The sequence below is a fragment of the Sedimenticola selenatireducens genome, assembly GCF_963675335.2.
Taxonomy (GTDB): Bacteria; Pseudomonadota; Gammaproteobacteria; order Chromatiales; family Chromatiaceae; genus Sedimenticola; species Sedimenticola selenatireducens.
The window spans coordinates 342,397-368,761 of the sequence record NZ_CAXXYC010000003.1; the positions used below are offsets into that span (position 1 = coordinate 342,397).

Genomic DNA, 26,365 nt, shown 5'->3' on the forward strand with positions numbered 1-26,365 from the left:
ATTAACCACTGGTGCGGGGTTCTCAACCCTTATAATAGTGATTAAAGACAACTATCTGCGCATGATATAAAGGGATAGGTTCATACCCGAAAAGGATCGGTACCCTCCAGGTCGGGGACTGAGGCATTGGTGAAGTAACATGATGTGTGGTTATTTTCGGCTGATATTTTTTCCTGAATATGGCTGAATTAAATGAGTTGTCGGGAACTTGTTTGACCCTCAACCCTCTGGAGAGGCACGTGGACACTTCTGAATTCGGATTCTGGGCAATGCTGGTTTTCTGGGGCAGCGCCATTGGCGGTATTGCGCTGGGTATCAGTTGGGCCAGGATGAAGGGTCGCAATCCGGTCGGTCGGGAGCAGTTGGAAAAATCCCTCAAGCGCCGCCTCGAGGCAGGAGAAATCACTCAGGAGGAGTACGATCGGAAGATCGCGGCGTTACCAGGGCATGATAGGTAAGTGTAGCTGACCTGTTACCGGGAAAAGGAGTGACAGATGGATCACGGAATAGAATCTCCCTATCGGGGGCAGTGCCTTTGCGGAGCGGTAAAGTACGCGGTAGATGCCATAGGGCCGCGCATGGCCCATTGTCACTGTTCCATGTGTCGCCAGTTCCACGGGGCGGCATTTGCCACTTTCGGTGAGGCAAGGGCGGCGGATTTCCGCTGGCTGGAAGGTGAGCAACTGCTGAAGAGTTATCGGGCACCCAATGGTACCGTACGGCGGTTCTGTTCCCACTGCGGTTCCAGCATGACCTTTGCGCCGGCCAATGATTCGGGAGAGTTTGTCGAGTTTACCCTGGGTACCCTGCTGGATGCGCCGGAACTCAACCCCGATGCACATGTCTTCGTCGGTTCCAAGGCCCGCTGGGACCATATTGCGGACCACTTGCCCCAGTATGAGGCGGGGCGGGAGAGCAGGAAACTGCGCTGATGGGTGCGTTTACCGCAGTAGTCGGTCAGTAAGATTTTACTCCGTTGAACCGGATTTCCAGTTGTCATCCTGCGGTCTGGAATGCTGGAAAATGGATCGCCATGGCCCCATTTAATAAAACAACAACGTTGCCAGTATCAGGTGTAGATCATGCAATACAAAGATTATTACGCGGTCATGGGCGTCAACAAGGACTCAACCCAGGATGAGATCAAGCGCGCCTATCGCCGGCTGGCGAGGAAATACCATCCGGACGTCAGCAAGGAGGAGAATGCCGAGGCGCGTTTTAAAGAGGTGGGTGAGGCCTATGAGGTACTCAAGGACCCGGAGAAACGAGCCGCCTATGATCAATTGGGTGCCAACTGGAAAGCCGGAGAGGATTTTCGTCCACCGCCGGACTGGGATGCCGGTTTCGAATTCAGCGGTGGTGGTTTCACAGAAGGGGATGCCTCGGAGTACAGCGACTTCTTCGAGTCCCTGTTTGGCCAGGGGTTTGGTTCCACATTTCACTCGACACGTCGCAGCAGTGGATTCCATGCGCCGGGGCAGGATCATCACGCCAAGGTACTGATCGATCTGGAGGACGCCTTCCACGGGGCCACCCGTACCATCACCCTGCATGCCCCCGAACTGGACTCGCGCGGGCATGTGGTCACTCGTGAGCGCACACTCAATGTGCGCATTCCAAAAGGCGTGCGTCAAGGGCAACAGATCCGCCTGGCCGGACAGGGTACCGCCGGCATTGGCCAGGGCGCGGCGGGTGATCTTTATCTGGAAATCGAGTTCAAGCCGCATTCCCTCTACCGGGTGGACGGACGTGACCTATATATCGATTTGCCAGTATCACCCTGGGAGGCGGCTCTGGGAGCCAAGGTGAAACTACCGACTCCGGCTGGCGTGATCGATCTGACCGTCCCGGCCGGCTCCGGCAGCGGCCGCAAGCTGCGTCTGAAGGGGCGTGGCATACCCGGTGGCAATCCCGGTGATCTGTATGCAATATTGCAGATCGCTCTGCCGCCGGCGGATAATGAAAAAGCGAATGCGCTGTATCGAAAAATGGCACAGGAGCTGGCATTCAATCCACGTGCCGGACTGGGGGTGTAGATGAAACGGGAAGACGACATCGTGGCCGGCCTGTTGCTGGACGAAGAGCATCTGCTTACCCTGGGTGAGTTGAGCCGTGCCTGTTGCGTACATGCGGAATGGATTGTCGAGCTGGTTGAACAGGGCATCATCGAGCCGAACGGCAATGACCTGCGCCACTGGCGCTTCAGCGGCAGTTGCCTGAGCCGGGTAATGCGGGTGCAGCGTCTGCAGCGCGACCTGGGGATCAACCTGGCCGGCGCCGCCCTGGCGCTGGATCTTCTGGATGAGGTTCGCCGCCTGCGTCGACGCTTGTCGATTATCGATCACCACCAGTAAAGTCGGAGTTCTGATTTAGCTTCAGGAGGCTGGTCCCCGGGCCAAGGCGCGGCGAGAACGCCGCGCCCACAAGGACCTTGAAGTCCGAGACACACTGCAGGAGATTCGCCTCGGGCTCGGTCGCGGCGAGGACGCCGATATTGGCAGATTAACTGAACAGCCTCGGCAGCAGCAGTGTGATGGAGGGGAACAGGATCAGTATCACCACCCGCACGATATCCGAGATCAGGAAGGGCAGCACCCCCTTGAAGCTCTCAATCATCGGCACATTGACGGCCATCTTATTGATAATAAATACATTCATGCCCACTGGGGGTGTGATCAGACCCACCTCCACCACGATCAGGGCGATAATGCCGAACCAGATCTTCAGATCATCCGGACTCATGCCAAAATCCAGCACCATCAGGATCGGCCAGAAGATCGGGATGGTCAGCAGAATCATCGACAAAGAGTCCATGACGCAGCCGAAAATCAGATAGAGCACCAGCATGACAACCAGCACCAGGTAGGGAGAAAGATTGCTTTGGCCAATCATGCTGGCGGCCTCCGCCGGCATCTGGGTCAGCGCCAGAAAGGCGTTGAAGACGTCGGCGCCAAACACGATCAGGAAGATCATGCCGGTGGCGCTGGCTGTTCCCAGCAGACACTCCCGCAGGCCGTCCCAACGCAGGTGGCCGTGAATCAGCGCAAGCAGACCGGTAGAGACTGCCCCGACAGCCGCGCCTTCGGTTGGCGTGAAGGCGCCGGCATAGATACCGCCGATCACCACCAGGAAGATGGTCGTAACGGCCCAGACATCACCCAGGCTGGAGAACTTTTCCCGCCAGCTGGTTGCCGGTCCGGCGGGTCCCGAGTCCGGCTTCAGTCGCACATAGACCGAGATGGCGATCAGGTAACCAAATGCCGCGAGAAAGCCGGGGATGAAGGCGGCCTGAAACATGGTGGCGATATTGCCTTCGGTGAGGATGGCGTAAATAACCAGTATCACCGAGGGTGGGATCAGAATGCCCAGGGTGCCGCCGGCCGCCAGTGCGCCGGTGGCCAGGCTGCCGGAGTAACCGTGGCGCTTGAGTTCAGGCAGGGCCACCTGGCCGATGGTGGCCGCGGTGGCCAGTGATGAACCGCAGATGGCGCCGAAACCGGCGCAGCCGCCGATTGCCGCCATGGCAATGCCGCCGCGCCGATGCCCCATCCAGACACTGGCAGTGTGGAACAGGGCCCGACTGAGGCCGGCCTTACTGGCGAACTGGCCCATCAGCAGAAACAGCGGTACCACCGACAGGTCGTAGGTGCTGAAACGCCAATAGGCAGCGGTCTTGAGATAACTGATCAGCGGTGACCAGCCGGAAAGTGCGACATAACCGATCATGCCTACCAGCAGCATCGCTACACCAATTGAGATGCGCAAGGCAATCAGTAGTAGCAGTACAGCAAACATCAGGGCTCCAATAGCGATGCCACTCATAACTTTTTATTACTCCATTGACGGCCGCAGGTGTAGAAGCAGACCAGGGTGAGCAGGGCAAGGGAGGCGACAATGGGGATGAATCCCCACCAGCGGGGCAGTCCGAGGATCATGGTCTGTTCCCCATACTGGTACATGTCGAAGCCGCCCAGTGTCACGCGCCAGGTCAGCAGGGCGGCGATCAGGCCATAGATCAGGCTGCAGAAGCTATCCATGCGGTTACGGGTGCTGGCATTGGCTCGCAGCGTGAAGAAATCCACCACCACGTTGCCACTGTGCAGCTGGCAGTAGGGAAGGAAGGCGAAGACCGCGATGGAGCAGCCGATCTCGACCAGCTCGAAATCCCCCGGTACCGGCAGGCTGAAGAGGAAACGGCCAACAATACTGGCCACCGTCATTAGTGCCAGCCCCAGCAATACCAGTCCGCCACCGCTGGCGAACAGGTTGCTGAGGGTGTGCACAGCCCGGCCCAGTAAGGGCCGGGACTTGTTATCAGATTGCTTAGTCATAATCCCGGATAACGGTCATGCTGAATCTTATTGACTGTACTTGGTCACCAGGGCCTTGGCATCCTCATACATCTGCTGGCCATTGAGACCTTGCTCGTCCATGGCCTTGATCCAGTTATCAATCACTGGTTGCGAGGCCTGCTTCCAACGCTCCAGCTCTTCACCCTCAATGGTGTTGAACTGGTTACCGGCTTTTTTTGCGGCTTCCCGGCCAGGGTTGTCTGCCTGGTCCCAGATCGCACCGATCTGCTTGGCCAGTGCCAGTCCGGAGTTGTTGTCAATCACCTGCTTCAGGTCCGCCGGCAGGCTGTCATATTTGGCCTTGTTCATGCCGAAGAGGAATACGGTGGTGTAGATGCCCTGGTCTCCACCGAACTCGGTGTGGTACTTGACCAGCTCATGTACTTTCAGCGGCAGGGTCACTTCGTAAGGCAGCATGGCGCCATCCACAACGCCCTTGGAGAGGGCTTGGGGCACCGCCGGAACGGGCATGCCGACCGGTGTGGCACCCAGGATGTTCAGCGCCTCGTTGATGGTGCGAGTGGGTGCTCTGACCTTGGCGTTCTGCAGGTCGGCCAGGGTCTTGATCGGCTTGTCCCGCATGTGGAACTCACCCGGCGCGTGGGTGTGGATCAGGATAGGATGAACATCTTTATACTCATCCTGCATGTATTTCTGATAGAACTCCCAGGAGGCCTGACTGGTTGCCTCGGCAGTCCCCGCGACGAAGGGCAGCTCGAACACTTCAGTTAACGGGAAGCGGCCACGGGTATAGCCGGGCACTGTCCAGACAATATCGGCCACACCGTCGCGCACCTGGTCAAACAGCTGTGGCGGCTTGCCACCCAGTTGCATGGCCGGATAGATTTTGATGTCGATGCGCCCATTGGACTCTTTCATTACCTTGTCTGCCCAGGGCTGGATAAATTGCGAATGGGCGGTGGATGGGGGTGGCAGGAAGTGGTGTATCTTCAGTTCTACCTCTGCCGCGACGGCCGACAAGCTGGATAACGTCAGGGCCAGAAACGTTGACTGCAACACTTTTCTGATATGCATCTTTATTGTTCTCCTCTCTATTAGTAGAAAATTCCGGATCTGTTCTCTCAATGAAAAATCAGGATGCCGGGGTTGTCTCTTCAAGCAGTTGTTGTAGTTTGTATTTTTGAATCTTGCCGGTTGCTGTCCTCGGCACTTCATCGATAATGCGTACGTCCTGTGGACATTTGAAATGGGCCAACTGGTTGCGCAGTGCCTCACGCACCTGCTGGGTCATCGCCTGTTCATCCACGCCGGCATGCTGGGGTCGAAGAAACAGCACGATCCGTGACGGACCGTCGTCGCGCGGTGCCTCTACCACCGCCGCTTCGCTGACGCTGGGAACCGACAGGGCGCAGTACTCGATCTCGCTGGGGCTTACCCACTGACCGGATATCTTCAGCATGTGGTCGGCCCGACCCTGATGGTACCACCACCCCTCGGCGTCAAAACTGAAGATATCGCCGGTGCGATACCATACTCCGTTGAAGGCCTGGCGCGTCATATCCTGACGGTTCCAGTACCGGTCGCAGATTGAGGGCATGCGCAGCCAGGCGACCCCCGGGGTATCGGGCGTATTGATCGGATCGCCAATCTCGTTGATCAGGCGAACCTCGGCCCAGGGGACCACGCGTCCACTGGCCCCTGGCCGGTGTGCTTCGGGACTGTTGACGATATACAGGACCAGGGTTTCGGTGGTGCCGATTCCCTCGTAGATGGGTTTTCCTGTCAGCTGTTGCCAATCGTTATACAGCGTCTTGGGCAGTTGCTCTCCGGCGGATACGCAGCAGCGGATGGTGCGGAAGGCAGGACTGCCCGCCACGCCGTCGTCCAGCAGTTTTTGGTACAAGGTCGGGACACTGAACAGCAGGTCCGGATGGTGTTTCTCGACCAGTGCTCCGGTCCGCTCCGGGGTTGGCCAGCCGTCAAACAGGATCAGGGTGGCGCCACAGCGCAGACCGGCGAACATTCCGTGGGCCAGCGGGTAGGCAAAAAAGAACTTGGAGGTGCAGAGGATCTTTTCACCCGGTTGAACCTTCAGGTTTTCCCGCAAATGCAGATCGCTGACGATCAGGTCATGCTGCAGATGGACCGCTGCCTTGGGCTTTCCGGTAGTTCCCGATGTATAGATCCAGAAGGCCATGTCATCCGGGGACATGGGGGTTGAATCCAGTTCCTGACTGCTGTTGGCCAACAGTGCCTGGGTTGAGAGTTGACCATCCATCTCGCCATTGCGTACAACCAGTTTGAACGGGTGGTGGATCTGGGGAATAAGTTCAATGGCGGTGTCAACGAAATCCGCCTCTATAAACAGGAGTTGGGCCCGGCTTTCGTTAATGGTGAAGATCAGGTCACGCTGTACGGCCTTGCGATTGTAGGCGATGGCCACCGCGCCAATGCGCATCGTGCCGATATAGGCCGCCACCATATCGGCCGAATCTTCCAGCAGGAACATCACCCGCTCTTCGGGCTGCACTCCATGTGATCGCAGGGCGTTGCCAAACTGGTTTGCCCGCTGGTTCAGTTGCCGGTAGGTGAGGGATTCATGTTCGTCAACAATGGCGAGCTGATCGTCGAGTCCCCGGCTGAGGGCCGGGCTGAGAATCTCGTCGCCTGCGTTCATTGCGCTTTCAATATAGGACTGTTGAAGGGTCATTCCGTCTTCGCCTTTGTTGCTATATTTGCGTGAAATACTGCATGTCACTTGACTGGATGTGTGCAATATAGTGCAGATCCTGGGCCAAGAACCGGCCACAGAGCGAAAGGTGGTAGTAAGGCATTGAAATTTATACGGTTGTAACAGAAGGTAGGGTAGCGGCCGTCGTTTTTGGCTAACTGATAATCTGTTCAGAATATGAACACAATCAGGTCATGCTGAGATGGGCGTTCAATATTTTCCCTATTTAAAACAGGTTATTAAGAATTGCTTTGCAAATCTGGACAGACTGTTCAATATCTGGACGGTTTTTGGTCAGGGCGGGTTCTGCTCAAGGCTGGTTGACCGGCGAATTGATAATCCGGTAGATCGTGGTGCGGGAGACTCCCAAGGCCTTGGACGCCTTGCTGACATTGCCATCACACTGTTTCAGTACCCACTCGATATAGGCCTGTTCCAGATTGGCCAAGGGGACGATCCGATTGAATAGTGCCAGGGAATTACCGGTCGCCTGTGTGTTTTGGGGGGGGCGTGTCAACACCGAATCAATACTGCCCGCACTTATCTCCTCCTCACAATGCACCCGCAGCCGTTCGATGGTGTTTTTCAGTTCGCGCACATTGCCCGGCCAGTCATGCGCCATCAGCTGCTGCATGGCGCGGGGAGTGATGGTCGGTCGGGGGGCATTGCCCAGCGGCTGTTCAAGGAAATGGTCCACCAGCAGTGGGATATCCTCGGCCCGCTGATTGAGTGGCGGAATGTCGATGGTCAGCACGTTGAGCCGGTAGTAGAGGTCCTGGCGGAAACGCCCTTGAGAAATCATTTTCTCCAGATCGCGATGGGTTGCGGCGATGATGCGCGCGTTGGTGCGATGGATTTTGGTGCTGCCCAGCGGGCGATACTCGCCGGTTTCCAGCACCCGCAGCAGTTTGGACTGACAGGAGGCGGTCAGTTCGCCGATCTCATCCAGAAACAGGGTGCCGTCATTGGCCGCATGAAACAGGCCGTCATGGTCGTGGCTTGCCCCGGTAAATGCCCCCTTGCTATGGCCAAACAGCTCACTCTCCAGCAACTGATCCTGCAACAACCCGCAGTTCAACGGGATAAAGCTTTTACCCTCGCGTTCGCTCCAATGGTGCAGCACCTGGGCGATCACCTCTTTGCCGACACCACTCTGGCCGGTAATCAGAACCGGCATCTGCAGTGGCGCCATCTTCTTTGCCATGGCCATTGCACGGCACCAGGGGGCGCTACGACCGATGGCGGAAGGTGGTTTTGTGCTATTAGTTGCGTTGGTAAGCATACAAGCGTAATTCCAAGCCCCGGCAGTGATTTCCGGCTGTTCAGAATAGCAACAGAGAAGCATCTATTGCAAAGGTCCAGTGATATAGGTCACCGCCAAGGTGTTGATTGTAGGGTGGATAAGCCGGTAGGCGTATCCACCAGTTGCCACGGTGGATGCGTTGTCGCTTATCCGCCCTGCGGATTGGCTGCACTGACAATAATGCGGGCGTCCCCGAATCCGCTGGTGAGGTATTTGCAATAACCCATCATTCGCTTTCATGCTTTTTTTCCCTATATGGCTGAGTAAGATGGGTAATCAGCAAGGATTTTGTTCGCCATGCAATGTGTCACTGTTTCGCTTATGCTTTCGTCCATTGCCAGCCAAAAGGGTCCATCATGACACCAACAATTCTGATACTGCTGAGTGGACTGGGCCTGCTGCTGGTAGGGGTGGGGCTGCTGGGCACACTGCTGGGTGTACGGGCCACGCTTGCTGAATTCAGCAATATCGATATCGGTCTGATTATGGGCGGCTATTATGCCGGTTATATCGCCGGGACGCTGCTGGTTCCCCGGGTGATTCGCAATGTCGGCCATATCCGCTCGTTTGCCGCCTTCGCGGCTGTCGGCGCGTCAGCAAGTCTGGCGTTCGGGTTGCTGGTGCATCCCTGGGTATGGCTGCTGTTGCGCATGTTCAGTGGCCTTTGCGTGGTCGGACTCTATATGGTGGTTGAGAGCTGGCTCAATGAACAGAGTGCCGGCCCCGCCCGTGGACGGATATTCTCGATCTACATGATGAGTACCCTGGTGGCGCTGGGAGCCGGCCAGTCTCTGCTGTTGGCAGGCGATACATCGGAACTGACACTGTTTGCCCTGGCGGCTATTCTGATATCTCTCGGTGTGGTGCCGGTCGCCGTGACCCGGATACACGAACCGCGAATTGAAAATGAAGTGTCGGCAAAATTTACCGAACTGATACGGGCGACACCTTTCGGCTTTATCGGGGCACTGAGTGCGGGCCTGGTGAATGGAGCCTTCTGGGGTATGACGCCGGTATTTGGTCAACGGCTGGAGCTGGGGGACGGGCAGATCGCGATGCTGATGAGCGCCACCATTTTTGGTGGCGCCATCCTGCAGTGGCCGATCGGCCATCTCTCTGACCGGATGGATCGACGGACCGTCCTGATCCTGACCAGCTTCTGCACGGCGGCCGTGGCCGCGATCACCGCGCTTATCGTGATCAGGGACTACCCGGGACTGATCGTTTCCGCCTTCCTGCACGGCGGGCTGATGTTCTCGCTGTACGGTATCAGCGTGGCCTACTCCTATGATCATATGGAACCGGGGCATGCACTGGAGGCGACTCGGGGTCTGCTGCTGATCTACGGTGTCGGCGCCCTGTGCGGACCGCTGCTGGTGGGTATCGCCATGGATTTGATCGGGCCGGTCGGCTTGCCGGTAGTGTCGGCAACCACCACTGCCACACTGGCACTGTTCGGGCTCTATCGCATGTCCCGGCGCTCCGCGCTTCCGGTCGAAGAACAGACCGAATATGTACCCCTGGTGCGCACTTCGCCGGTGGTGCTGGAGATGCATCCGGATGTGGACCCGACGGTGGAGCCAGCGTCGGAACCAACTCGGGAGCCGGAGCTGGATCTGGCCGATCGGGAGTAATCCTGACCCATGCCAGGCCAGCCGACCCCGGGCCACGCGAGCGTGCCCGGGGGATGGTGCTCAATAGGCCGGTGCATCGGCCTCGTAATGCAATCCTTTCTTGCCTGCCTGCTCCTTCACTGTGCTGTAGAGCTTGTAGTCCAGCGAGGCCTCGGCGTCACCACGTGCTTCCACTCGCTGTTTGATGAAGTCGGCACGCTGCCCGGCCAGTTCATCGATCTGCCGCTCCAGTGATTTACGTGTTGCCGCCTTCTGGTCGATCAATGCCTGCTGCTCCGCTGGCGCCATCGCCTGCATCGGCGCGGGGAGTTTTTCCCGTTCAATAGTCGAGATATCGACCCGGCCGCTGGCAATGTCGTCAACCAGTTCACCCTTACCTAGAAAATTCGCTTTTCCACTCTTGGAGGCGTTAAAGGTGGCGCGGCGAGCGCGGGACTCGACGGAGGCATCCGCATGCAGCTTTTCGGTGGCGGCGAGCTTTTTCCGCTGCACCTGCTTCTCCTCCTCGCTGCCGTAATAGAGTCGTGTCTGATCCAGTTTTTCAGACAACTTGGCAATCTGTTCATCGAAGGGGGTGGAGATGGCCAGGGCACTACCGGTCTGTTCGACCTGGAAATAACTGCCGCTGCCCAGCTGGGCAATCCGGTTCCAGTTGCGCTGGGTGGTGCGGTCATCACCACACTGGATGGTATTGATGACGATGCCACGTTGTTTTGCCCGGTTGATGGTCTCGGGATATTTCACCTCATTCGGATAATCCATATGGGGCGGTGCATCGCCCACCAGGAACACCACTTTGTAGCTGTTGTCATCCTGGCTCCAGGAGATCCGGTTCACCGCATCGCTGAGCGCCTGGTTGACACTCTCCGGGCCATCGCCACCACCGGCTGCCTGGAATTCCATCAGTGCTGCGTACATGCTGTCCAGGTCACCTGACAGGTCCAGCACCCGGGTGACATAACTGTCGCCACGATCGCGATAGGCCACCAGTCCCATGCGGATTTCCGGGGCCGACTCGGCCGAGGCCATGGAGCTGGCAATGGACCAGATCTTCTCCTTGGCCGCCTCGATCATGCCGCCCATGCTGCCGGTGGTGTCCAGCGCGAATACCACCTCGATGCGCTGACGTTCCCGAGAGATCTGCTCGATTGCGTGCGGTTGAATCGGCTGAATGGCGAGGGGTGTCACTGCGCCGATACTCTGGTAGGCCGGGTAGAGGGCAATGGCGCCCGCAGTGGCGGTGAACAGTGAGATGGCGATGATTTTTGATTTCATGATTCTGCTCCTTGGGTACTAATGAATTGAGGAGAGCCGTCGCAGGGCGGCTTCGGCCGCACGCTCGGCCTGTTGGAAAGGGTCAGCTGTTTCCTGTGTTTTTTTGGCTATGCCGGAACGCTTTTTTAGATCCGCCGGAATGGTGCTGAACAGGGCCTGGAGCAGAAAAAAGCACCAGATACTGAGCAGCAGGCTGCCGGTATGCACGGCTGCCCAGATGGCCGCCGCCAGGCCCAGACCACTCAGGCCCAGGTCGGCAAGTGCGGAGACCAGGCTGCTGTAGAAATAGAGTGAACGGATCAGCCAGATGAGTCCGATATGCAGCAGCAAATGGAGCGTGAGCGGCGGGTCCAGCAGCCAGATAACCGCCGCACTGATCAGCCACACCGTGCCGGTGACTATCCGGCCAAGCCGTTCCCGGCTACGTCTGAACAGATACAGGGTGTAGGCAAGGCCGAGCCCGGCGATCAGCAGCTTCAACAGAGGCAGGTTCTGCATGGTGGGTGATAAGGCACTAAACAGGATCGAACCGGTCAGGCTGGCCGCCAGGGCGACTCCCACCCCTTCGAGAAATGTGGGCCGTTTCATGATCTGCTCCTGCGCTGTTTTTCCCGCAGAAAGGCGATCTCCACATCCGCCTCGTCAATGTGGATAGCAGCGGGTTCGCGAACATCGCTCTCGCTGCTGTCGGAAGAGTCGACAGCCAGCAGTTGTGCCTTCTGCCGCAGACTCTCCAGTTGGGTGCGGTTTTCATTCAGGCGCTGTGTCAGGTCGACCAGGGTCTGTTGCAGGCTGTTACGGCGAAGCTCCAGTTGGTCAGTGAACCGCACCAGCTCGAGCTTTTTTCGAATCAGATTTTTAGTCAGTTCCTCCTGGTCCGACTGAAAGCAGATGTCCAGTTCCTCATCCATGCCGGCCAGCTTGTTGTGACAAGTCTGCAACCGGTCGCTGAGTTGGGTGAGTTCGTGTTTCAGCAGCCGACTTCGCTGTTCATCGCCGGCGAAAGCCGCTTCCATTTCCCGGATCGCCTGTTTGAGCAGCAGATCCGGTTCTTCAATGCGGTCGAGTACCGCGTGCATGTCGGCACGAAAGAGTCGTGTTAGCCGGTTGATCAGTGCCATGGTCTATCTCCCGATAGCTGTTTTGGTGATTGCGTGGTTACAGTGTGGGATACAGCACCGATCGGTTGTAGACGGGGTTTTGTAAAATGATCCGCCTCTGGTTTACAAAAGTTTTACATGTCGTCGAGGGCTTAAACTGGTAGGCTTTTGTCCAGTTTCGAATACCATTGCAGTGAGTCAGAGAGGACATGTCACGCAAGATTCGCCTGTTGATAGTGGAAGACGAGATAGCCATACGCACGGGCCTGGTGGATCTGTTTGTGTTTCACGGTTATGCGGTGGAATCTGTCGATGATGGCCGGGAAGGGCTGAGGCTGGCGTTGAGTGGTCAGTATGATCTGGTCCTGCTGGATGTGATGCTGCCCGGTATCAATGGCTTCGATATCTGTGCGCGGATAAGAGCGCAGGACCGGGAGCAGCCGATCATCATGCTGACCGCCAAGAGTGGTGATGAGGATGTGATCCAGGGGCTCTCCCTGGGGGCGGACGATTATGTGGCCAAGCCGTTCTCCGTGGCCCAGTTGGTGCTGCGGGTGCAGGCGGTGCTGCGTCGTTCACGTATCGGCGTGGCGCAGGAGCAGTGTATCCGTTTGGGTGATGGGGTGGAGCTGGATTGCCGCAATCTCTCCGGTTGCTGCGGTGAGGAGGAACACACCTTTACCCGGCGAGAGATGGAGCTGCTGCAGTATCTGCATGCCAACGCCGATCGGCCGGTCTCCCGCGATGAATTGCTGACCCGGGTATGGGGCTATGCCAAAAACCTCGATCTGGAAACCCGTACGGTAGATATTCATATCGCCAAACTGCGGCGAAAAATCGAACCGGATGCCGCCAATCCACGTTACCTGGTGACGGTGCGTGGTGCGGGTTACCGGTTGCTGGTGGATTAGATATGGCTCATGGACAGCGGCTTGTCGGTCTTGGGCCGTCTCAATTGCGGCGCTGGTTGCTGCTGTTCTTCCTGACGTTACTAATCCCTTCCGGAGTGCTGATTCAGCAATCTTACAGCCAGCTGAAGTGGGAGGCCTTTCACCAGTACCGGGTGCAGGCTGAGGAGTTGAGTACGCGAATCAATGACCGGTTGATGCGGCTGATAACCGAAGAAGAGAAGCGCGCTTTTACCGACTACGCTTTTCTGGTGGTGGCGGGGGAAGCGACTGCCGGTTTTGTGCAGAGGTCCGTGTTGTCCAGCTATCCGGTCAATACATCCGTGCCTGGTGTTATCGGTTATTTTCAGGTGGATGATACGGGGCGTTTCAGCAGTCCGTTGTTGCCCGCCCCACAGGATCAGGCTGTTCGCTACGGCATTGCCGATGATGAGCTGAACCAGCGCTTGGCGCTGCATGTCCGGTTGCAGCAGATCCTCAGTGAGAACCGATTGGTCCAGAGCAGTGGGAGCGGGCGCGACAGGGATAGGCTCAAACAGAGGCCGGATGAATCGCCCCGGCGTGAATCCACCGCTGGCCTGTCCAGTTCCGGTAAGGGTGCGCGGATCGACTCAACCATGGAATCGGACAGTGCCGACCAGCCTCAGGCGGCATTTGACCAGCTCAACCAGGCCGATGCCAAACGTCAACTGGAGAAAAAATCCAGCGGTAGCAAACTACTCGGCAGGGTGGAGGATCTGAAGCTTGACCGGCGCTTTGAATCACGGCTTGCCGAGGAGCAGGCGGCCGCCTCGCCGGCGCAGAAGCTGCAACAGAACGAGCAGCGCAGTATCAGGAAGGAGCGCAGTGTGCTGCCCGCGCCTGCGTCGATCATGGCCGAGAACGAAACGGATGCAGGTGAGCCACTGACAAGTCAGGGCGGGGTGCGTATCCACACCTTTGAGAGTGAACTGGACCCGTTTGAATTCAGCCTGCTGGACAGCGGCCACCTGGTGCTGTTTCGCAAGGTGTGGCGTGATGGCCGCCGTTTTATCCAGGGCCTGCTGATCGAGCAGCAACCGTTTCTGCAGGCCACCATTGCGGACCTGTTCCGGGAGACGGCCCTGTCCGGCATGAGTGAGCTGACCCTTGCCTATCGGGGGGATCTGTTCAGTACTTTCAGTGGAAAGAGTCCGAAGAGTTATCAGAGTCGCGCCACGGAGCTGTCCGGAGCGCTGCTCTACCGCAATCGTCTTGCTGCCCCGTTGAGTGAGATGGAGCTGATCTACAGCGTCAGGCAGTTGCCGGCGGGTCCCGGTGGCCGGCTTGTTCTCTGGGTGGCAATCACCCTGATACTGGTGCTGTGCGGTGGATTCTATCTGCTGTACCGGCTGGGTCTGCGGCAGATTGAACTGGCGCGGCAGCAGCAGGATTTTGTCTCCGCCATCAGTCATGAACTGAAGACCCCCCTCACCTCGATTCGCATGTATGGCGAGATGTTGCGGGAGGGGTGGGCCAGCGAGGAGAAAAAACGCAGTTATTATGACTATATCCATGATGAGAGTGAACGCCTCACCCGCCTGATCAACAATGTGCTGCAGCTGGCCCGCATGACTCGTAACGGATTGGTAGTGGAGTGTAAACCGGTCGGTGTGACAGAACTGTTGGACGGTATCCGTTCAAAAATTGGCTCAGCGGTGGAGCGGGCGGGATTCGAACTCAACCTGCGGGCCGATGAGATGGCAGCGAAGACCGTGCTAATGCTGGATGGTGACAGTTTCAGCCAGATCATGATTAATCTGGTGGACAATGCGCTGAAGTTTTCCGCCCGGGCGGAGATCAGGCGAATCGATATCACGGCCACTCTGGAGCGGGGAAATCAACTGGTGTTTACAGTAAGGGATTATGGTCCCGGAGTGCCCCGGGACCAGATGAAAAAGATATTCCGCCTGTTCTATCGCTCGGAGAATGAACTCACCCGTGAAACCATCGGTACCGGTATCGGCCTGGCCCTGGTCAGTCAGCTTGCCACGGCCATGGGTGGCCGGGTGGATGTGATCAATCAACAGCCCGGTGCGGCCTTTCGGGTAATTTTTCCGGTTTCTGCAGCCAACGATCAGTGTGGCGAGTAATAGACCCCGTTGATGTAGTTGTACAGGTCGTCGATAACAATCTCCTGTTCACTGATGATGCTTTTGACCACGTCACCGATACTGATCAGGCCGATCAGCTGGTTGTTTTCCATGACCGGCAGATGGCGTATCCGTTTGTCCGACATGATGGCCAGACACTCATCCATGCGTTTCTTTTTGTCCACATAACAGACCTCGGTAGTCATCACCTCCTTGACCAGAGTCTCCTTGGATGATTTGCCCTTGATAATGATCTTGCGCGCGTAGTCCCGCTCCGAAAGAATGCCGATCAGCTTGTTCCCCTGCATCACCAGCAGGGCGCCGATATCCTTCTGATCCATCAGCACCAGTGCTTCATAGACTGTTGCATCCGGTGTGATGGACCAGATCTGGCCATCTTTTTCCGCCAACAGATTTTCCACAAACATGGCAGCACCTCTCTGTTCTGACCGCTGAATCTACCCTTGAGTATAGTAACCGGATGATTTGTGGTCTATCTAACCCATTGGAGATATTTGTCGGCGACCTGATAAATATGATTAATCGCCAGTAGCAGTAGGTTCACCTGTTTCCATAGCCTCCCCGGAGTGAGGGTTGAATCCGCATCAGCCCTGGTGGATTGACTCAAACAAATGATCTTGCCGGTATATTCTTGGCTATGTTCGGTAGCAAACAGACCCAGTCTACTCAAACGATTAGGCTTGTAACTTGATTACAGAACAGGAGTTTGAAATGAATCGCGATAGCATTGAAGGCAGTTGGAAGCAGTTCAAGGGCAAAGTGAAAGCACAGTGGGGTAAACTCACTGGCAATCAGCTTGATGAAGTTGACGGAAAACGTGTCGAGTTATCGGGCAAACTACAGGAGGGCTATGGCAATGCCAAGGATGCGGTGGAGGAGCAGAGCGAGCGCCTTCAAGAGAGCGCGAAAAAATAGCATATAAAGATTTGCCGCTTACCCCATTGATTCAGGCAAACGGTTGCTTTGCATGAACGATATCACCAGCACAGTGTTTCACATTACAGCCACTCCCGTCGAGGCCGGCCAGCTCCAGGTGGGGCTTGCGGGCGGGAGAGATGGTGCCTTCCGCATCGACTGGGTCAAGCGGCTTCCGATGCGCTTGAACGCCTGGCTGCTTTCTCGCCACAGTGGTCAAGACTCCGCTGGAGGTGTTGGCGGTGTATAATGGTCGACGCAAGTTACTATCTCACCTGCAAGGCCTAGTCCGAGCGTCTGGACGCCCCGTGGGATGACATCATCCATCGTTGGGGCGAGGAGCAGTACCGGTGCTTCCGCCTCTATCTCTGGGGATCGACCTTTGCCTACCTCAATCGGGACATGGAGGCTTAGAGGGTGATCCTGAAACGGCCTCGGAAGGTTTAGTCCTGCTGATACCCGGGCTGTCGCAGACTGCTTGAACCGCTGTCATTTCTTCACTGATAAATATAACGGACAGAATGACTTCGTTGTGTCAGATAGATCAGCGTTGAAAATTCACGGCGTACTCAAAATTTTGGAAGATCCGGGGTACTGCCGAATGAATACAGTGTACCGGTAAGCAGATGGGAGCAGGGATTCAGCCTGTAATGCAACACCAAGCCCCTGAATTGTGGTTGGTTGTGAGATCACTCATGGCTTGGTTAATCCAATTGTCTTACCTTTAACCATAATCCTGGTGTAGGTCGCTTTATCGGCTGCATAACAGTCGCAGGAAGCCGCCTCCAGACCATCGCGGTCAAGCACCGTGATATCCCCACGGCTATAGTGAATCAGTTTGCGATTCTGCAGTGAAGAGGCCGCTTTGGTGACACCGACACGGCGCACCCCCAGCATGTAAGCCAGGAATTCGTGGGTGATATGAAATGCATCCGAGTGTGCGCGGTCCTGCGTCATCAGCAGCCAGCGGGCGAGACGCGCCTCGACTACATGAAAGTGGGTGCAGGCGGCAGTTTGGGCGAGTTGGCCCATCATCACATAAAGGTAATGCTTCAGTTCCCGCTGCAGCGCAGGGCTCTGTTCGATTTCGCGCCGGAATGACGAGGCTTTGATGCGCAATGCAGCCCCTCCGCCCTGTACCACGGCGCGCAGCGGCGACACCTCTACGCCCAGTATGAGTGAAATTCCTAGCATACCCTCATTTCCGGCCAATCCAACTTCCAAATTGGCGTGGTTATTAATCGGCATTATCAGGGAAATGAAGCTTTCTGTGGGAAAGTAAATGTGGCGAATGCGTTCGCCGGGCTCGCTCAGGACCTCACCAAATACCAGCTCAACAGATTCACAGGCAGACACAAAACGCTCATGTTGTTTGCGTGGCAGTGCTGCGAGCAGACGGTTGGTAGGCAGGATGGATTTGTTAGACGGCGACATAAGGATTGACCTTTGGTCGGAAGCGCAGTGCGCGGTTCCGATATTGGATTTAGCCCCCATTTTGTCGGCTGAAACCGGAGGCCGTGTATTAGCCACTATGGGTCATAACCCCGGGGCACGTCTGGGCGCTAGCGAACATAAGCAACTTGTTTCGTGTGCGTCGTCGAGCATGACGTAGAGCAGTGAGATGATAGAAGTAGTGGTGAAGTAGACGTGTCGCAACTCGTTGCCGGACTCGTAAAGCACCTACCAGAGCGGCATCGGCAACAATTAAAGGAACGTGACAGACGCTGATAATCCTCAGATGGCAGAGCGGCGAGCAGGTGGTTCTGGCAAGGACTGTGCGAATCGTTCATGCAATCTGACCTACTGGATAGAGTCTGATATTGATTGTTGAACAGCATTGTATAGCTCATCAAGTGCGTGTATGTGCGATAGCGCACAGGTGCGACCGGGTAGCAGGTAGCAACGTGAGGGTTTGTTATGTACGCCAGCAGACAGACGGCGAGGGTGTTTCTCTCTTAGTATTTGGCATCGAAGCCAGTATGCTTGCAGTCTTCACCCTGGCGACGTGCGATGGCGTGAATCATGCCGAAGTAATCGCTGAAAGCATGAGGGTTGCCGCTCGTCGTGGCTGTGACGCTTCGTTAGTTGCGCACGCCTGATTTACGATGAGAGGAGTGTTTCCGCGCCAGAAGACCCCAAATATCAGGAGAAATAAAAATGTTGGAAACTATTGCGATCATCCTTATTGTCCTCTGGGCCTTTGGTTTGGTTTCGTCGTACACGATGGGCGGATTTATTCATATCCTCCTGGTCCTCGCGGTTGTTGTGGTCCTGTTGCGGTTTATTCAAGGTCGACGCATATAGCGATACGCAAATTATTCTACGGGATAAGTTGTTGGGCAAATCGAAAGACGAACGTCATACAGCATAATCTTGAAAACAGATCCGCCATCTTTTTACCGCCACAAGGAACTGTCGCGGTCATGTGATGTTGTCAGTTAACAAGACTATTGCCAATGTAATCCTCACGCAAATACGGTTAAAGGAAATCAGTCCATGAGCTACCACTTAAGTAAAGCCATTCAACGCCCGTTTGATGATGCTATCGCTACGGTTACGCAAGCATTGAAGAATGAAGGCTTTGGCATACTGACGGAAATAGATGTCCAGGAAACCCTGAAGAAAAAGATAAATGTGGATTTTAAAGGGTACAGGATCTTAGGTGCATGCAATCCTTCACTTGCCTACGAGGCACTCAAATTGGAGGAAAAAATCGGCACTATGCTACCGTGCAATGTCGTTATTCAAGAGCAAGCGGATGGCAAGGTCGAAGTTTCGGCTATCGATCCCGTGGCATCGATGGGCACGGTTGGAAACCCGGCACTCACGGTTATCGCTGAACAGGTCCAGGGAAAGCTTAGAAAGATGCTTGACAATCTGTAAGACAAGCTACAGGGCTCTGCATATACAGATCCCGCAGAGGTTTCATTACTTTTCAGGAGTACTGCAAAAATGGGCAAAGCACCTTCGCCTCTGATGTGGACCGCATCTTTAACAACGGAATTGAGCAGTAGTGTTGTTGCATCGTCCGGTTATCTGTCAACCGTTATGAGACGCTGTTACCTCGTCACTATTACCGTTGCCAACTCAGTTGCCGTTCCCTGGATACCCGATGTGCCGTCCGCCGCAGAGCCAGGTAAAGAGATAATGCCGGTTACTCAAGCAGCGACGCAGGATGACGACAACGCCAACGGCATTTCTCCGGCAGCCGCTATCCGGCTACCGGTGGACGCACACGGAGTGTCGCTGGGGACACTGTCGACAGTCGCCGTGGTTTTCGCGATACGGGGTTAATAGGTGTTGTCGCCCTGTGCGCTATCCTTGATGGCATCACCGGCTTTCTCGATTTGATCTCCGGCCTTCTCTACCGCATTGTCGATACTCTCGCCGGCTTGCTCTGCCGGGCCCTGTTTCTCGCAACCGGGGAGTGCTACAAGCAATGCACTCAAGACCAGTGCGGCACTGATGATCTGGAGTCGCTTCATAATTCGTTCCTCTTATTCATGGAATAAAGCGCAAAATCTTGCTGGCCATTCTTAATGCGGGGGTCAGGGCGCTGAGCGACCGGGACACCCGGACGACCGCACGGTTCCATCCTCATTTGTCCTTGCTGACCTCGTGGCCGATAACGCCGCCTACCGCAGCACCGCCGACGGTTCCGATAGTACTGCCGCCTGTAAGAATGGCCCCGCCGACAGCACCAACACCGGCGCCGATGGCGGTATTTTTATCCTGTGTCGACATGCCGGCACAACCACTCAGACTGAGCAGCATCACTGCAGCAACCATGTAGGGAGTGAATTTCTGTATTTTTTTCATGACGTTACCTTCTTATCCAATATTATGTTTGCGGTGCTTCAAAGTAGGTCGCGTGCGTCTTTCCGTCTTTCGACTTGGCAAAAACGCACTGCCCTTATCCACGCCGCGATTCCTGCTATCGGCCGTGTCGGCGGTCGCGGGTTTTCGCTGCCTTCACGCAAACACCCTTGCTGGTACTTTGTTTGTCTCCGATGACTGAAGGATACGCAGAAGCACCGTCGCCGTCTGTCTGCTGGCGTACAATAGCGGCAATCGACAGGTGTGTTGGGCGTTGATCCACCTTACGGAGTGAGCGCGTGCTGCCCCGCACGGAACCGTGCGCCGATCTCCCTGCTGCGCCTGCGCGCAGGCAATTACACACAGTATATATAATGGTCTATACTGGCGTAATATCAGACATCCGGATCTGTTTTGTCGGTAAGGCAATCTGATTAGAACCCAAGGACCGGAGTTTATGCATGCACGATCCACACGCCCCCAGCCAGAACCACTTGCTCGCCGCCCTGCCGAAGGAGGATATCGGACGCCTGCTTCCCCATCTTGAACTGGTCCCTATGCCGCTCGGCGATGTGCTTTATGAATCCGGCGTCGAGTTGCGTCACGTCTATTTTCCCACCACGTCCATTGTGTCCCTGCTCTACGTCATGCTCGACGGTGCATCGGCGGAAATCGCCGTGGTCGGCAACGAGGGCGTTATTGGTGTTGCCCTGTTCATGGGTGGCGAGACCATGCCTAATCGGGCCGTCGTACAGAGTGCCGGTCACGCCTACCGGTTGAAGGGGCAACTGTTGAAGCAGGAGTTCAATCGCTCCGGCGACTTGCAGCATCTGTTACTGCGCTACACCCAGGCTCTGTTGACCCAAATGGCACAGACCGCCGTGTGCAACCGGCACCATTCGCTCGACCAGCAACTTTGCCGCTGGCTGCTGCTGAGCCTCGACCGTCTCTCCTCCAATGAACTGGTTATGACCCAGGAGTTGATCGCCAACATGCTCGGTGTACGTCGTGAGAGCGTCACTGAGGCGGCCGGTAACCTGCAGAAGGCCGGCCTGATCAAGTATCAACGTGGCCACATCACGGCACTCGACCGCGCGGGACTGGAGGCGCGAGCCTGTGAGTGCTATGGGGTGGTCAAGAAGGAGTTTGATCGCCTGTTACCCGAAGTGAATATTCTGTAATCCGGGTTGATCGTTTGCAGCTGCCGGATTAATTGCTGCAGCGGCAAGCGGGAATCGTGTATTGCGCCGCTGTGCTCCCACTGTTTAAGCCATTAGGACTGCCACGTCGCCGAACATCGTTATGTCCGTGTAGACCATCAGGGGAAGGTTACTAGCGTAGGCACCCCCTTGTTCTACAGGCAAACGGGCCACAGGTTTTTGTAGACGCGGCGTTTGACAGTGATCAGCTGCTATCAGACATAGACCAGAATCGCCAGATAGTGGCTGACGCTACCCCCCAACACGAACAGATGCCACACCCCATGCATCCAGGGGTAACGCTGGTCGAGGGCATAAAACACAATTCCCGACGAATAGAGTATCCCGCCGGTTAACAGCCACACGAAGCCCGCGGGTGGCAGCGCTGCGAGTAGTGGCTTGATCGCCAGTACAATCAGCCAGCCCATGACAAAATAAATGATCATTGGCAGCACCCGCGCGCCGCGCCGTGGTAGCGCATCAAGTACCAACCCCAGTGCCGCCATGCCCCAGATCGCACCGAACATCCACCAACCCACGATACCCTCGAGCGAGATCAGCGTGAACGGGGTATAGCTGCCGGCGATCAGCAGATAAATGGCCTGGTGATCGAGTACACGAAACACCCGTTTCGCGCGACCTGGCGGCAGGCCGTGATAAACCGTGGAGATTACATAAAGCAGAAATAGCGTGGCGCCATAAATACTGAACGACACGATGCGGTATACATCGCCACCCCGTGATGCCATCACCACCAGCGCCACGGTGCCCGCCAGCGCCAGTGCGGCGCCGACCAGATGTGAAATGCTGTTGAAGCGTTCGCTCTTGTTCATGACGAGGACATACGGACTAAACAATACACACCGGTACTTCAAAAAATCCTATTGACAGTAAAATATGATAGGTTTATCCAAGCGAGAGGGAACGGGGGCAACCTGGTTTTCCTGGCCTGCAAATCTGCCCTGATCGATGGGAAGTCATGGGTGACCCTTCCCAAAGCTGAATCAGATCGTGGATGATGAGGCAGGCTGGCGGTATACGGGTGTATCCTCTTGCGATCTACGATTGCCTGTTGTCGCCCGTGTCGGATTAAGTCCCGCTGTCCCACATCACGTTGCATTTATCTTTTGCTGCCGCCTTGAGCAACTCGATCAAAGGCAATGCGCGATGGGTGAGGCTGATGACAGGCTCCTCGTCATCGTCCTCTGCCGGTACTTCCGTCGCCTTTGATGACTGCTTCTCAGCTTCGATCGCGGCCTCCAAGCGTGCCAGTACCGCCGGGACATCATCGGCAAGAAGTGCGCTGGGTACCGTACCGCTGTGCCCCATCATCTTGAGCAACTTGATGGCCACGTCGCCAAACAGGGTGATGTCCGCAAAGGCGGGACAGGAAAAGGTCACTAGCATAATCATTTCCTCTGTTGTTCTGTGCTGAGTCAGAGTAAGCGATTACATCATTGAATACGCTGTCAATCCCACAGGGTTTAAGTAAGCAATCCACGCTTACCTATCTATCATGGCATATCCATAGCGAGAGGGAAGGATGGCGTGCGGTATAAGCGAACGCCACCGGCCTAAGCCGGTGGTATTCATGTCATCTTGTGTATCCGATGATCCACAGATGCTCCTTAGGCATCAGCTTCAGTTTATTGCTGCGCTATAGTAAGGGTCTTGATTTCTACCACAACGCGACGGTTTGGTTTTAGGCAGTCAACCAGGTTCGTGTTTTTACTGTTATTTCTGCCAGTTATGTCTGCACAGGAAACAGCAGGATCGGATTCACCACTGCCGGCGGTTTCAGTGCGCGAACTTACAATACCTTGTCCAATCAGGTAATCTTTCACTGCATCCGCGCGGCGCTGTGACAGTTTTTGATTGTAGGCTTCCGAGCCGATTCGGTCGGCGTGTCCGGTGATCCGCACCATTTCAATTTGTGGATATTCATTCATCTTGGCGATGACCTGATTGTCCAGTTGTTGCTTACCTTCGGTACTGATAACCGACTTGTCAAATTCAAACAGCGTATCGGATTCCAGGGTAAGTACGATGGCCTCTGACTTCATCGGAGGTGGTGCAACTGGGGCCATTGGTGTCTCGGTAGCGGCTACCTTTACCAAGCTCGGGTCGCATTCTGCAATAGCCATGTCGGCTGTCCAGAATCCAGTTCTCCAGCAGTTATTAGAGCCGTTCATTACGATAGACTTATCGGGAGTACCGAGCGTATATCCCTCCTTGGTGTTTTGATCAGCGAAGGTGGCGTTAACCAAGGCTAAAGATGCCATGGCAAACAGTGTACGTGCATAGGATGAGGTTTTCATGTGCGTTATCCATTGTCTAGACTTGAGTATAAAACCGATATGTACTGGCCCGGTGCTCGACTGACTGCCGATACCGTCTCCGGTTATCCCTTCGGTGCTCTAAGGAGGTGTGCCTGATTGCTTCAATCGCCCAATGCATGGCGCCGAAATCGTACGGGTGACGCTACGGCTTCTGGGCAGGATTCGTGGTTGTAGCCTTGTTTCTCACGTCGGCCGCTGACTTCCTGATATCACCAACTGAACGTTACGCAAAAAATAGTTTAATCTCTGTGCGGTGGCGTACACAGAGCGCGGACTAAAGTATTGTTGACATGCTTTTCAAGGCCGACAATTTAATGGTTGGTATATCGTTTGCTTTTGGCACTGCAGGGCGCGTGCCTGCGAAACCTGTGCGGTGATTGATGACAGCGGGTTTTTAATTGTCGACCCCAAGAGAGTGGCCATCCACCTGACCAGCGCCGGGTTCGGAATCATGGGTTACTAGCCCTGGCCAGCACCGAACCTGAAAGGGGCCGGCACTGGCGAGGCTTAGTCAGCTTCACTTGAGCCGCATGGAGTTCTTGACGGAGGTTACGCCCTTGATACCTTGCGCAATCTCTACCGCCCTGTTGATATCGCTCTGGGAGTTGACGAAGCCACTCAGCTGTACCACACCCTTGAACGTCTCGACGTTAATCTCGGCGGATTTAAGCGTAGGCTCATTAAAAATGGCCGTCTTCACCTTGGTAGTAATAACGCTGTCATCTAAATACTCCCCGGTGCTCTCCTGTTTCGAGGTGGATGAACAACCGATGACCGATGCTAACGTAATAGCCAACAACAACACGGTAAGATAGTTGCGAAATTGTTTCATGATAGAACTCTCCAGATATCCATGATTCGGCTCTTACTGACACCGGTATTGAGTCGTTTCGATACGCTAAAACCCGGGTTATCGGTCTTCTGCAAAAACAGTGCGGTATCGAGCCGATCAAGGCTGTTTGTGCTTCCTTGTGAACGGTCAAAGAACCCGCGGGGTTTTACACGCGGTCTCTTAATCACAGAGGAAGCATAATCACCGGACGTGGCCATCGTCTGTACGCTATCGTACATTGCGATTGAATGAGAAGCGTCAGCTACCATGTTCACACGGGTAAATGAGCAGTGCAGGTGACGGTAGGATGGTTTGTTGGGTGGTCGTCTTGATTGGTAAGGGCTTCAATGCACGAATCTCAAACGCCAGTCGTCCGGCGGCTATGCAACGTGGCGAGAAAAATATCGACGAATTGTTCCAAGTCCTTAATGGATCGTTTCACCGATTACGCCAGAGTGGCATTGATGCGGAGCTGTTCGATGTGATCTCTGGCTTTGAGGCACTGAGCGCTGACGAGGAATAGGAGGGTACACTTCCAACGCGGACCTTACTTCGGCTCAGCCTGGATTCTGAAGATGGTGATGGTTGCGCCTGCCGATATCTCCAATCAATACCCTCAGCTAAACTGATCGGTGGCTAATTGTGGCGATATGTGCGTCACCGAACATACTACACCTGAACAGAGGTTTAGACTTTTTCTAACGCCCGGTATTTCCATGAAATGAGTCCAGGCTTTCTCTAGTAAGGAAACTTCACATGACGAATTCAATACTTGCAGCAGTGATTATCACCTTCACCTTAGCGCCTGCCGTGTCCGCGCAGGAAGGGCCCGCACCGGCCGGTCCGATGGGGGAGATGGGTTATCCGGGCACGATGGGTGGTCCGCAAGGCTATCCCCAGGGTGGTCCGGGGATGATGGGTGGCCGGCAAGGCTATCCCCAGGGTGGTCCGGGCATGATGGGTGGCCGGCAAGGTTATCCCCAGGGTGGTCCGGGCATGATGGGTGGCCGGCAAGGCTATCCCCAGGGTGGTCCGGGCATGATGGGTGGCCGGCAAGGCTATCCCCAGGGTGGTCCGGGCATGATGGGTGGCCGGCAGGCTATCCCCAGGGTGGTCCCGGGATGATGGGGGGTCCTCAAGGTTATCGCCAGGGTGGTCCCGGGATGATGGGGGGTCCGCAAGGTTATCCCCAGGGTGGTCCCGGGATGATGGGGGGTCCGCAAGGTTATCCCCAGGGTGGTCCCGGGATGATGGGGGGTCCGCAAGGTTATCGCCAGGGTGGTCCCGGGATGATGGGGGGTCCGCAAGGTTATCCCCAGGGTGGCCCGGGCATGATGGGTGGTCCGCAAGGTTATCCCCAGGGTGGTCCCGGGATGATGGGGGGTCCGCAAGGCTATCCCCAGGGTGGTCAAATGCCTGAGTGATTAAAAAGAAGGTACCCCGGCATGATGTGATGGGTTTCGCCAACAATCGGGTTCGCGAAACTTATTACAGCCTATCGCCGGTATCCATAATGTTAACCGCGATGTTTCCTTGGATTAGGGAGTTTGCAGGAATGACAAAATATTGCGACTTATCACTAATAAATTAACTATCGGCCGAATATCCTCGCTGCAAAATTAACTCAGGGCGGGTGACGATCGACTATTAGGGGCGAACGTGGTTTGGTTGAATGATGGATTGCTACGCCTGCTTTTCTGAGTCCGCCGTCGTTTGGCATGGCTTCAGCAGGAGGTGAGAGCGCCGGTGATCTTATCCCGTTGTGACCTTCACTTTGGCTTTAAACCGCTTCCAGTTGTTTTTTAAAATATCTCGGGTTATCACAATTCTACCGCTCAGTTCCCGACTGGCGATATTGCCAATCGGGA

Annotated in this window: 32 protein-coding genes; 15 read left to right on the forward strand and 17 right to left on the reverse strand. The window is 55.7% G+C overall.

Translation table 11 applies throughout. From position 1 onward, the window contains the following. Positions 1 to 239 precede the first annotated feature (239 nt). The 4 genes from ACHZBF_RS05310 to ACHZBF_RS05325 all read left to right on the forward strand — a co-directional run bounded on the left by ACHZBF_RS05310 (position 240) and on the right by ACHZBF_RS05325 (position 2,354). Complete coding sequence (locus ACHZBF_RS05310; RefSeq protein ID WP_029134919.1) at positions 240 to 458, forward strand: SHOCT domain-containing protein; 219 nt, start codon at positions 240 to 242, stop codon at positions 456 to 458. A 36-nt stretch (positions 459 to 494) separates the two neighbouring features. Next, complete coding sequence (locus ACHZBF_RS05315; RefSeq protein ID WP_321527840.1) at positions 495 to 932, forward strand: GFA family protein; 438 nt, start codon at positions 495 to 497, stop codon at positions 930 to 932. Between the two features lie 150 nt (positions 933 to 1,082). After that, a complete protein-coding gene (locus ACHZBF_RS05320) occupies positions 1,083 to 2,036 on the forward strand; it encodes a DnaJ C-terminal domain-containing protein (RefSeq protein WP_321527841.1) in 954 nt (317 codons plus the stop codon). Next, a complete protein-coding gene (locus ACHZBF_RS05325) occupies positions 2,037 to 2,354 on the forward strand; it encodes a chaperone modulator CbpM (RefSeq protein ID WP_029134922.1) in 318 nt (105 codons plus the stop codon). It begins immediately after the preceding gene. 148 nt (positions 2,355 to 2,502) lie between these two features. Here ACHZBF_RS05325 and ACHZBF_RS05330 read toward each other — a convergent pair whose 3' ends face one another. The 5 genes from ACHZBF_RS05330 to ACHZBF_RS05350 all read right to left on the reverse strand — a co-directional run bounded on the left by ACHZBF_RS05330 (position 2,503) and on the right by ACHZBF_RS05350 (position 8,326). Next, positions 2,503 to 3,822 (reverse strand): TRAP transporter large permease, encoded by a 1,320-nt coding sequence (locus ACHZBF_RS05330; RefSeq protein ID WP_029134923.1) that lies wholly within the window; start codon positions 3,820 to 3,822, stop codon positions 2,503 to 2,505. After that, positions 3,819 to 4,331, reverse strand: a complete 513-nt coding sequence (locus ACHZBF_RS05335) for a TRAP transporter small permease (protein ID WP_321527842.1) — start codon at positions 4,329 to 4,331, stop codon at positions 3,819 to 3,821. The genes ACHZBF_RS05330 and ACHZBF_RS05335 overlap by 4 nt, the downstream gene beginning before the upstream one ends. A 27-nt stretch (positions 4,332 to 4,358) precedes the next feature. Then, the gene (locus tag ACHZBF_RS05340; protein ID WP_321527843.1) at positions 4,359 to 5,387 is read right to left on the reverse strand and encodes a TRAP transporter substrate-binding protein; all 1,029 of its coding nucleotides are present in this window, start codon (positions 5,385 to 5,387) and stop codon (positions 4,359 to 4,361) included. A gap of 58 nt (positions 5,388 to 5,445) precedes the next feature. Beyond that, positions 5,446 to 7,023, reverse strand: a complete 1,578-nt coding sequence (locus tag ACHZBF_RS05345; protein ID WP_321527844.1) for a benzoate-CoA ligase family protein — start codon at positions 7,021 to 7,023, stop codon at positions 5,446 to 5,448. Between the two features lie 331 nt (positions 7,024 to 7,354). Further along, positions 7,355 to 8,326, reverse strand: a complete 972-nt coding sequence (locus ACHZBF_RS05350) for a sigma-54 interaction domain-containing protein (protein WP_321527845.1) — start codon at positions 8,324 to 8,326, stop codon at positions 7,355 to 7,357. A 377-nt stretch (positions 8,327 to 8,703) separates the two neighbouring features. Between ACHZBF_RS05350 and ACHZBF_RS05355 the strand changes: the two genes are divergently transcribed. Further along, positions 8,704 to 9,981, forward strand: coding sequence for an MFS transporter (locus ACHZBF_RS05355; protein WP_037376187.1), 1,278 nt, complete (start codon positions 8,704 to 8,706; stop codon positions 9,979 to 9,981). Positions 9,982 to 10,041: 60 nt separating this feature from the next. Here the strand turns inward: ACHZBF_RS05355 and ACHZBF_RS05360 are convergent, their stop codons facing one another. Genes ACHZBF_RS05360 through ACHZBF_RS05370 form a run of 3 tightly spaced genes read right to left on the reverse strand, consistent with a single transcriptional unit; the run spans position 10,042 to position 12,377 of the window. Next, the gene (locus ACHZBF_RS05360) at positions 10,042 to 11,256 is read right to left on the reverse strand and encodes a vWA domain-containing protein (protein WP_029134926.1); all 1,215 of its coding nucleotides are present in this window, start codon (positions 11,254 to 11,256) and stop codon (positions 10,042 to 10,044) included. Positions 11,257 to 11,274: 18 nt separating this feature from the next. Continuing rightward, the gene (locus tag ACHZBF_RS05365) at positions 11,275 to 11,844 is read right to left on the reverse strand and encodes a hypothetical protein (protein WP_029134927.1); all 570 of its coding nucleotides are present in this window, start codon (positions 11,842 to 11,844) and stop codon (positions 11,275 to 11,277) included. Continuing rightward, positions 11,841 to 12,377, reverse strand: coding sequence for a PspA/IM30 family protein (locus tag ACHZBF_RS05370; protein WP_029134928.1), 537 nt, complete (start codon positions 12,375 to 12,377; stop codon positions 11,841 to 11,843). The genes ACHZBF_RS05365 and ACHZBF_RS05370 overlap by 4 nt, the downstream gene beginning before the upstream one ends. A gap of 188 nt (positions 12,378 to 12,565) precedes the next feature. Between ACHZBF_RS05370 and ACHZBF_RS05375 the strand changes: the two genes are divergently transcribed. Next, the gene (locus ACHZBF_RS05375; RefSeq protein ID WP_273440980.1) at positions 12,566 to 13,267 is read left to right on the forward strand and encodes a response regulator transcription factor; all 702 of its coding nucleotides are present in this window, start codon (positions 12,566 to 12,568) and stop codon (positions 13,265 to 13,267) included. A 2-nt stretch (positions 13,268 to 13,269) separates the two neighbouring features. Next, positions 13,270 to 15,375, forward strand: coding sequence for a sensor histidine kinase (locus tag ACHZBF_RS05380; protein WP_321527846.1), 2,106 nt, complete (start codon positions 13,270 to 13,272; stop codon positions 15,373 to 15,375). Here the strand turns inward: ACHZBF_RS05380 and ACHZBF_RS05385 are convergent. Then, complete coding sequence (locus ACHZBF_RS05385) at positions 15,360 to 15,803, reverse strand: CBS domain-containing protein (RefSeq protein ID WP_321527847.1); 444 nt, start codon at positions 15,801 to 15,803, stop codon at positions 15,360 to 15,362. The genes ACHZBF_RS05380 and ACHZBF_RS05385 overlap by 16 nt on opposite strands. 304 nt (positions 15,804 to 16,107) lie before the next feature. Between ACHZBF_RS05385 and ACHZBF_RS05390 the strand changes: the two genes are divergently transcribed. Beyond that, entirely contained in the window at positions 16,108 to 16,311 is a 204-nt protein-coding gene (locus ACHZBF_RS05390) for a CsbD family protein (RefSeq protein ID WP_029134932.1), read from the forward strand. A 31-nt stretch (positions 16,312 to 16,342) separates the two neighbouring features. Here ACHZBF_RS05390 and ACHZBF_RS05395 read toward each other — a convergent pair whose 3' ends face one another. Together ACHZBF_RS05395 and ACHZBF_RS05400 are read right to left on the reverse strand one after the other, a co-directional pair. Beyond that, on the reverse strand, positions 16,343 to 16,573 hold the full coding sequence (locus tag ACHZBF_RS05395) for a hypothetical protein (RefSeq protein WP_321527848.1): 231 nt from the start codon (positions 16,571 to 16,573) through the stop codon (positions 16,343 to 16,345). 431 nt (positions 16,574 to 17,004) lie between these two features. Beyond that, positions 17,005 to 17,841 carry a Crp/Fnr family transcriptional regulator gene (locus ACHZBF_RS05400; protein WP_335342951.1) on the reverse strand — a complete coding sequence of 279 codons (837 nt, stop codon included), beginning with the start codon at positions 17,839 to 17,841 and terminating at the stop codon, positions 17,005 to 17,007. 627 nt (positions 17,842 to 18,468) lie between these two features. Between ACHZBF_RS05400 and ACHZBF_RS05405 the strand changes: the two genes are divergently transcribed. The 3 genes from ACHZBF_RS05405 (at position 18,469) to ACHZBF_RS05415 (ending at position 19,605) form a co-directional block, all read left to right on the forward strand. Then, entirely contained in the window at positions 18,469 to 18,615 is a 147-nt protein-coding gene (locus tag ACHZBF_RS05405) for a lmo0937 family membrane protein (RefSeq protein ID WP_157606890.1), read from the forward strand. 192 nt (positions 18,616 to 18,807) lie between these two features. Further along, complete coding sequence (locus tag ACHZBF_RS05410; protein WP_029134935.1) at positions 18,808 to 19,194, forward strand: DUF302 domain-containing protein; 387 nt, start codon at positions 18,808 to 18,810, stop codon at positions 19,192 to 19,194. A 264-nt stretch (positions 19,195 to 19,458) separates the two neighbouring features. Beyond that, on the forward strand, positions 19,459 to 19,605 hold the full coding sequence (locus tag ACHZBF_RS05415; RefSeq protein WP_321527849.1) for a hypothetical protein: 147 nt from the start codon (positions 19,459 to 19,461) through the stop codon (positions 19,603 to 19,605). Here ACHZBF_RS05415 and ACHZBF_RS05420 read toward each other — a convergent pair. Together ACHZBF_RS05420 and ACHZBF_RS05425 are read right to left on the reverse strand one after the other, a co-directional pair. After that, positions 19,602 to 19,796 carry a hypothetical protein gene (locus tag ACHZBF_RS05420; RefSeq protein WP_037376192.1) on the reverse strand — a complete coding sequence of 65 codons (195 nt, stop codon included), beginning with the start codon at positions 19,794 to 19,796 and terminating at the stop codon, positions 19,602 to 19,604. The two genes, ACHZBF_RS05415 and ACHZBF_RS05420, sit on opposite strands and share 4 nt — an antisense overlap. Before the next feature lie 112 nt (positions 19,797 to 19,908). Further along, positions 19,909 to 20,130 (reverse strand): glycine zipper 2TM domain-containing protein, encoded by a 222-nt coding sequence (locus ACHZBF_RS05425; protein ID WP_029134937.1) that lies wholly within the window; start codon positions 20,128 to 20,130, stop codon positions 19,909 to 19,911. Positions 20,131 to 20,588: 458 nt separating this feature from the next. Between ACHZBF_RS05425 and ACHZBF_RS05430 the strand changes: the two genes are divergently transcribed. Beyond that, the gene (locus ACHZBF_RS05430; RefSeq protein ID WP_029134938.1) at positions 20,589 to 21,308 is read left to right on the forward strand and encodes a Crp/Fnr family transcriptional regulator; all 720 of its coding nucleotides are present in this window, start codon (positions 20,589 to 20,591) and stop codon (positions 21,306 to 21,308) included. Positions 21,309 to 21,541: 233 nt separating this feature from the next. Here ACHZBF_RS05430 and trhA read toward each other — a convergent pair whose 3' ends face one another. The 4 genes from trhA to ACHZBF_RS05450 form a co-directional block, all read right to left on the reverse strand. After that, entirely contained in the window at positions 21,542 to 22,159 is a 618-nt protein-coding gene (trhA, locus tag ACHZBF_RS05435; RefSeq protein WP_029134939.1) for a PAQR family membrane homeostasis protein TrhA, read from the reverse strand. A gap of 256 nt (positions 22,160 to 22,415) precedes the next feature. After that, complete coding sequence (locus ACHZBF_RS05440) at positions 22,416 to 22,733, reverse strand: DUF1840 domain-containing protein (protein ID WP_029134940.1); 318 nt, start codon at positions 22,731 to 22,733, stop codon at positions 22,416 to 22,418. 239 nt (positions 22,734 to 22,972) lie between these two features. Beyond that, positions 22,973 to 23,644, reverse strand: a complete 672-nt coding sequence (locus ACHZBF_RS05445) for an OmpA family protein (RefSeq protein ID WP_029134941.1) — start codon at positions 23,642 to 23,644, stop codon at positions 22,973 to 22,975. 538 nt (positions 23,645 to 24,182) lie between these two features. Continuing rightward, complete coding sequence (locus ACHZBF_RS05450; RefSeq protein ID WP_029134942.1) at positions 24,183 to 24,497, reverse strand: BON domain-containing protein; 315 nt, start codon at positions 24,495 to 24,497, stop codon at positions 24,183 to 24,185. A 319-nt stretch (positions 24,498 to 24,816) separates the two neighbouring features. Here ACHZBF_RS05450 and ACHZBF_RS05455 point away from each other — a divergent pair, with 319 nt between their 5' ends. The 3 genes from ACHZBF_RS05455 to ACHZBF_RS05465 all read left to right on the forward strand — a co-directional run bounded on the left by ACHZBF_RS05455 (position 24,817) and on the right by ACHZBF_RS05465 (position 25,921). Next, positions 24,817 to 25,020, forward strand: coding sequence for a F0F1 ATP synthase subunit gamma (locus ACHZBF_RS05455; protein ID WP_335342952.1), 204 nt, complete (start codon positions 24,817 to 24,819; stop codon positions 25,018 to 25,020). A 233-nt stretch (positions 25,021 to 25,253) separates the two neighbouring features. Next, positions 25,254 to 25,622 carry a hypothetical protein gene (locus ACHZBF_RS05460; protein WP_321527850.1) on the forward strand — a complete coding sequence of 123 codons (369 nt, stop codon included), beginning with the start codon at positions 25,254 to 25,256 and terminating at the stop codon, positions 25,620 to 25,622. Then, positions 25,619 to 25,921, forward strand: coding sequence for a hypothetical protein (locus ACHZBF_RS05465; protein ID WP_321527851.1), 303 nt, complete (start codon positions 25,619 to 25,621; stop codon positions 25,919 to 25,921). Before ACHZBF_RS05460 ends, ACHZBF_RS05465 begins: the two co-directional genes overlap by 4 nt. Positions 25,922 to 26,365 lie beyond the last annotated feature (444 nt).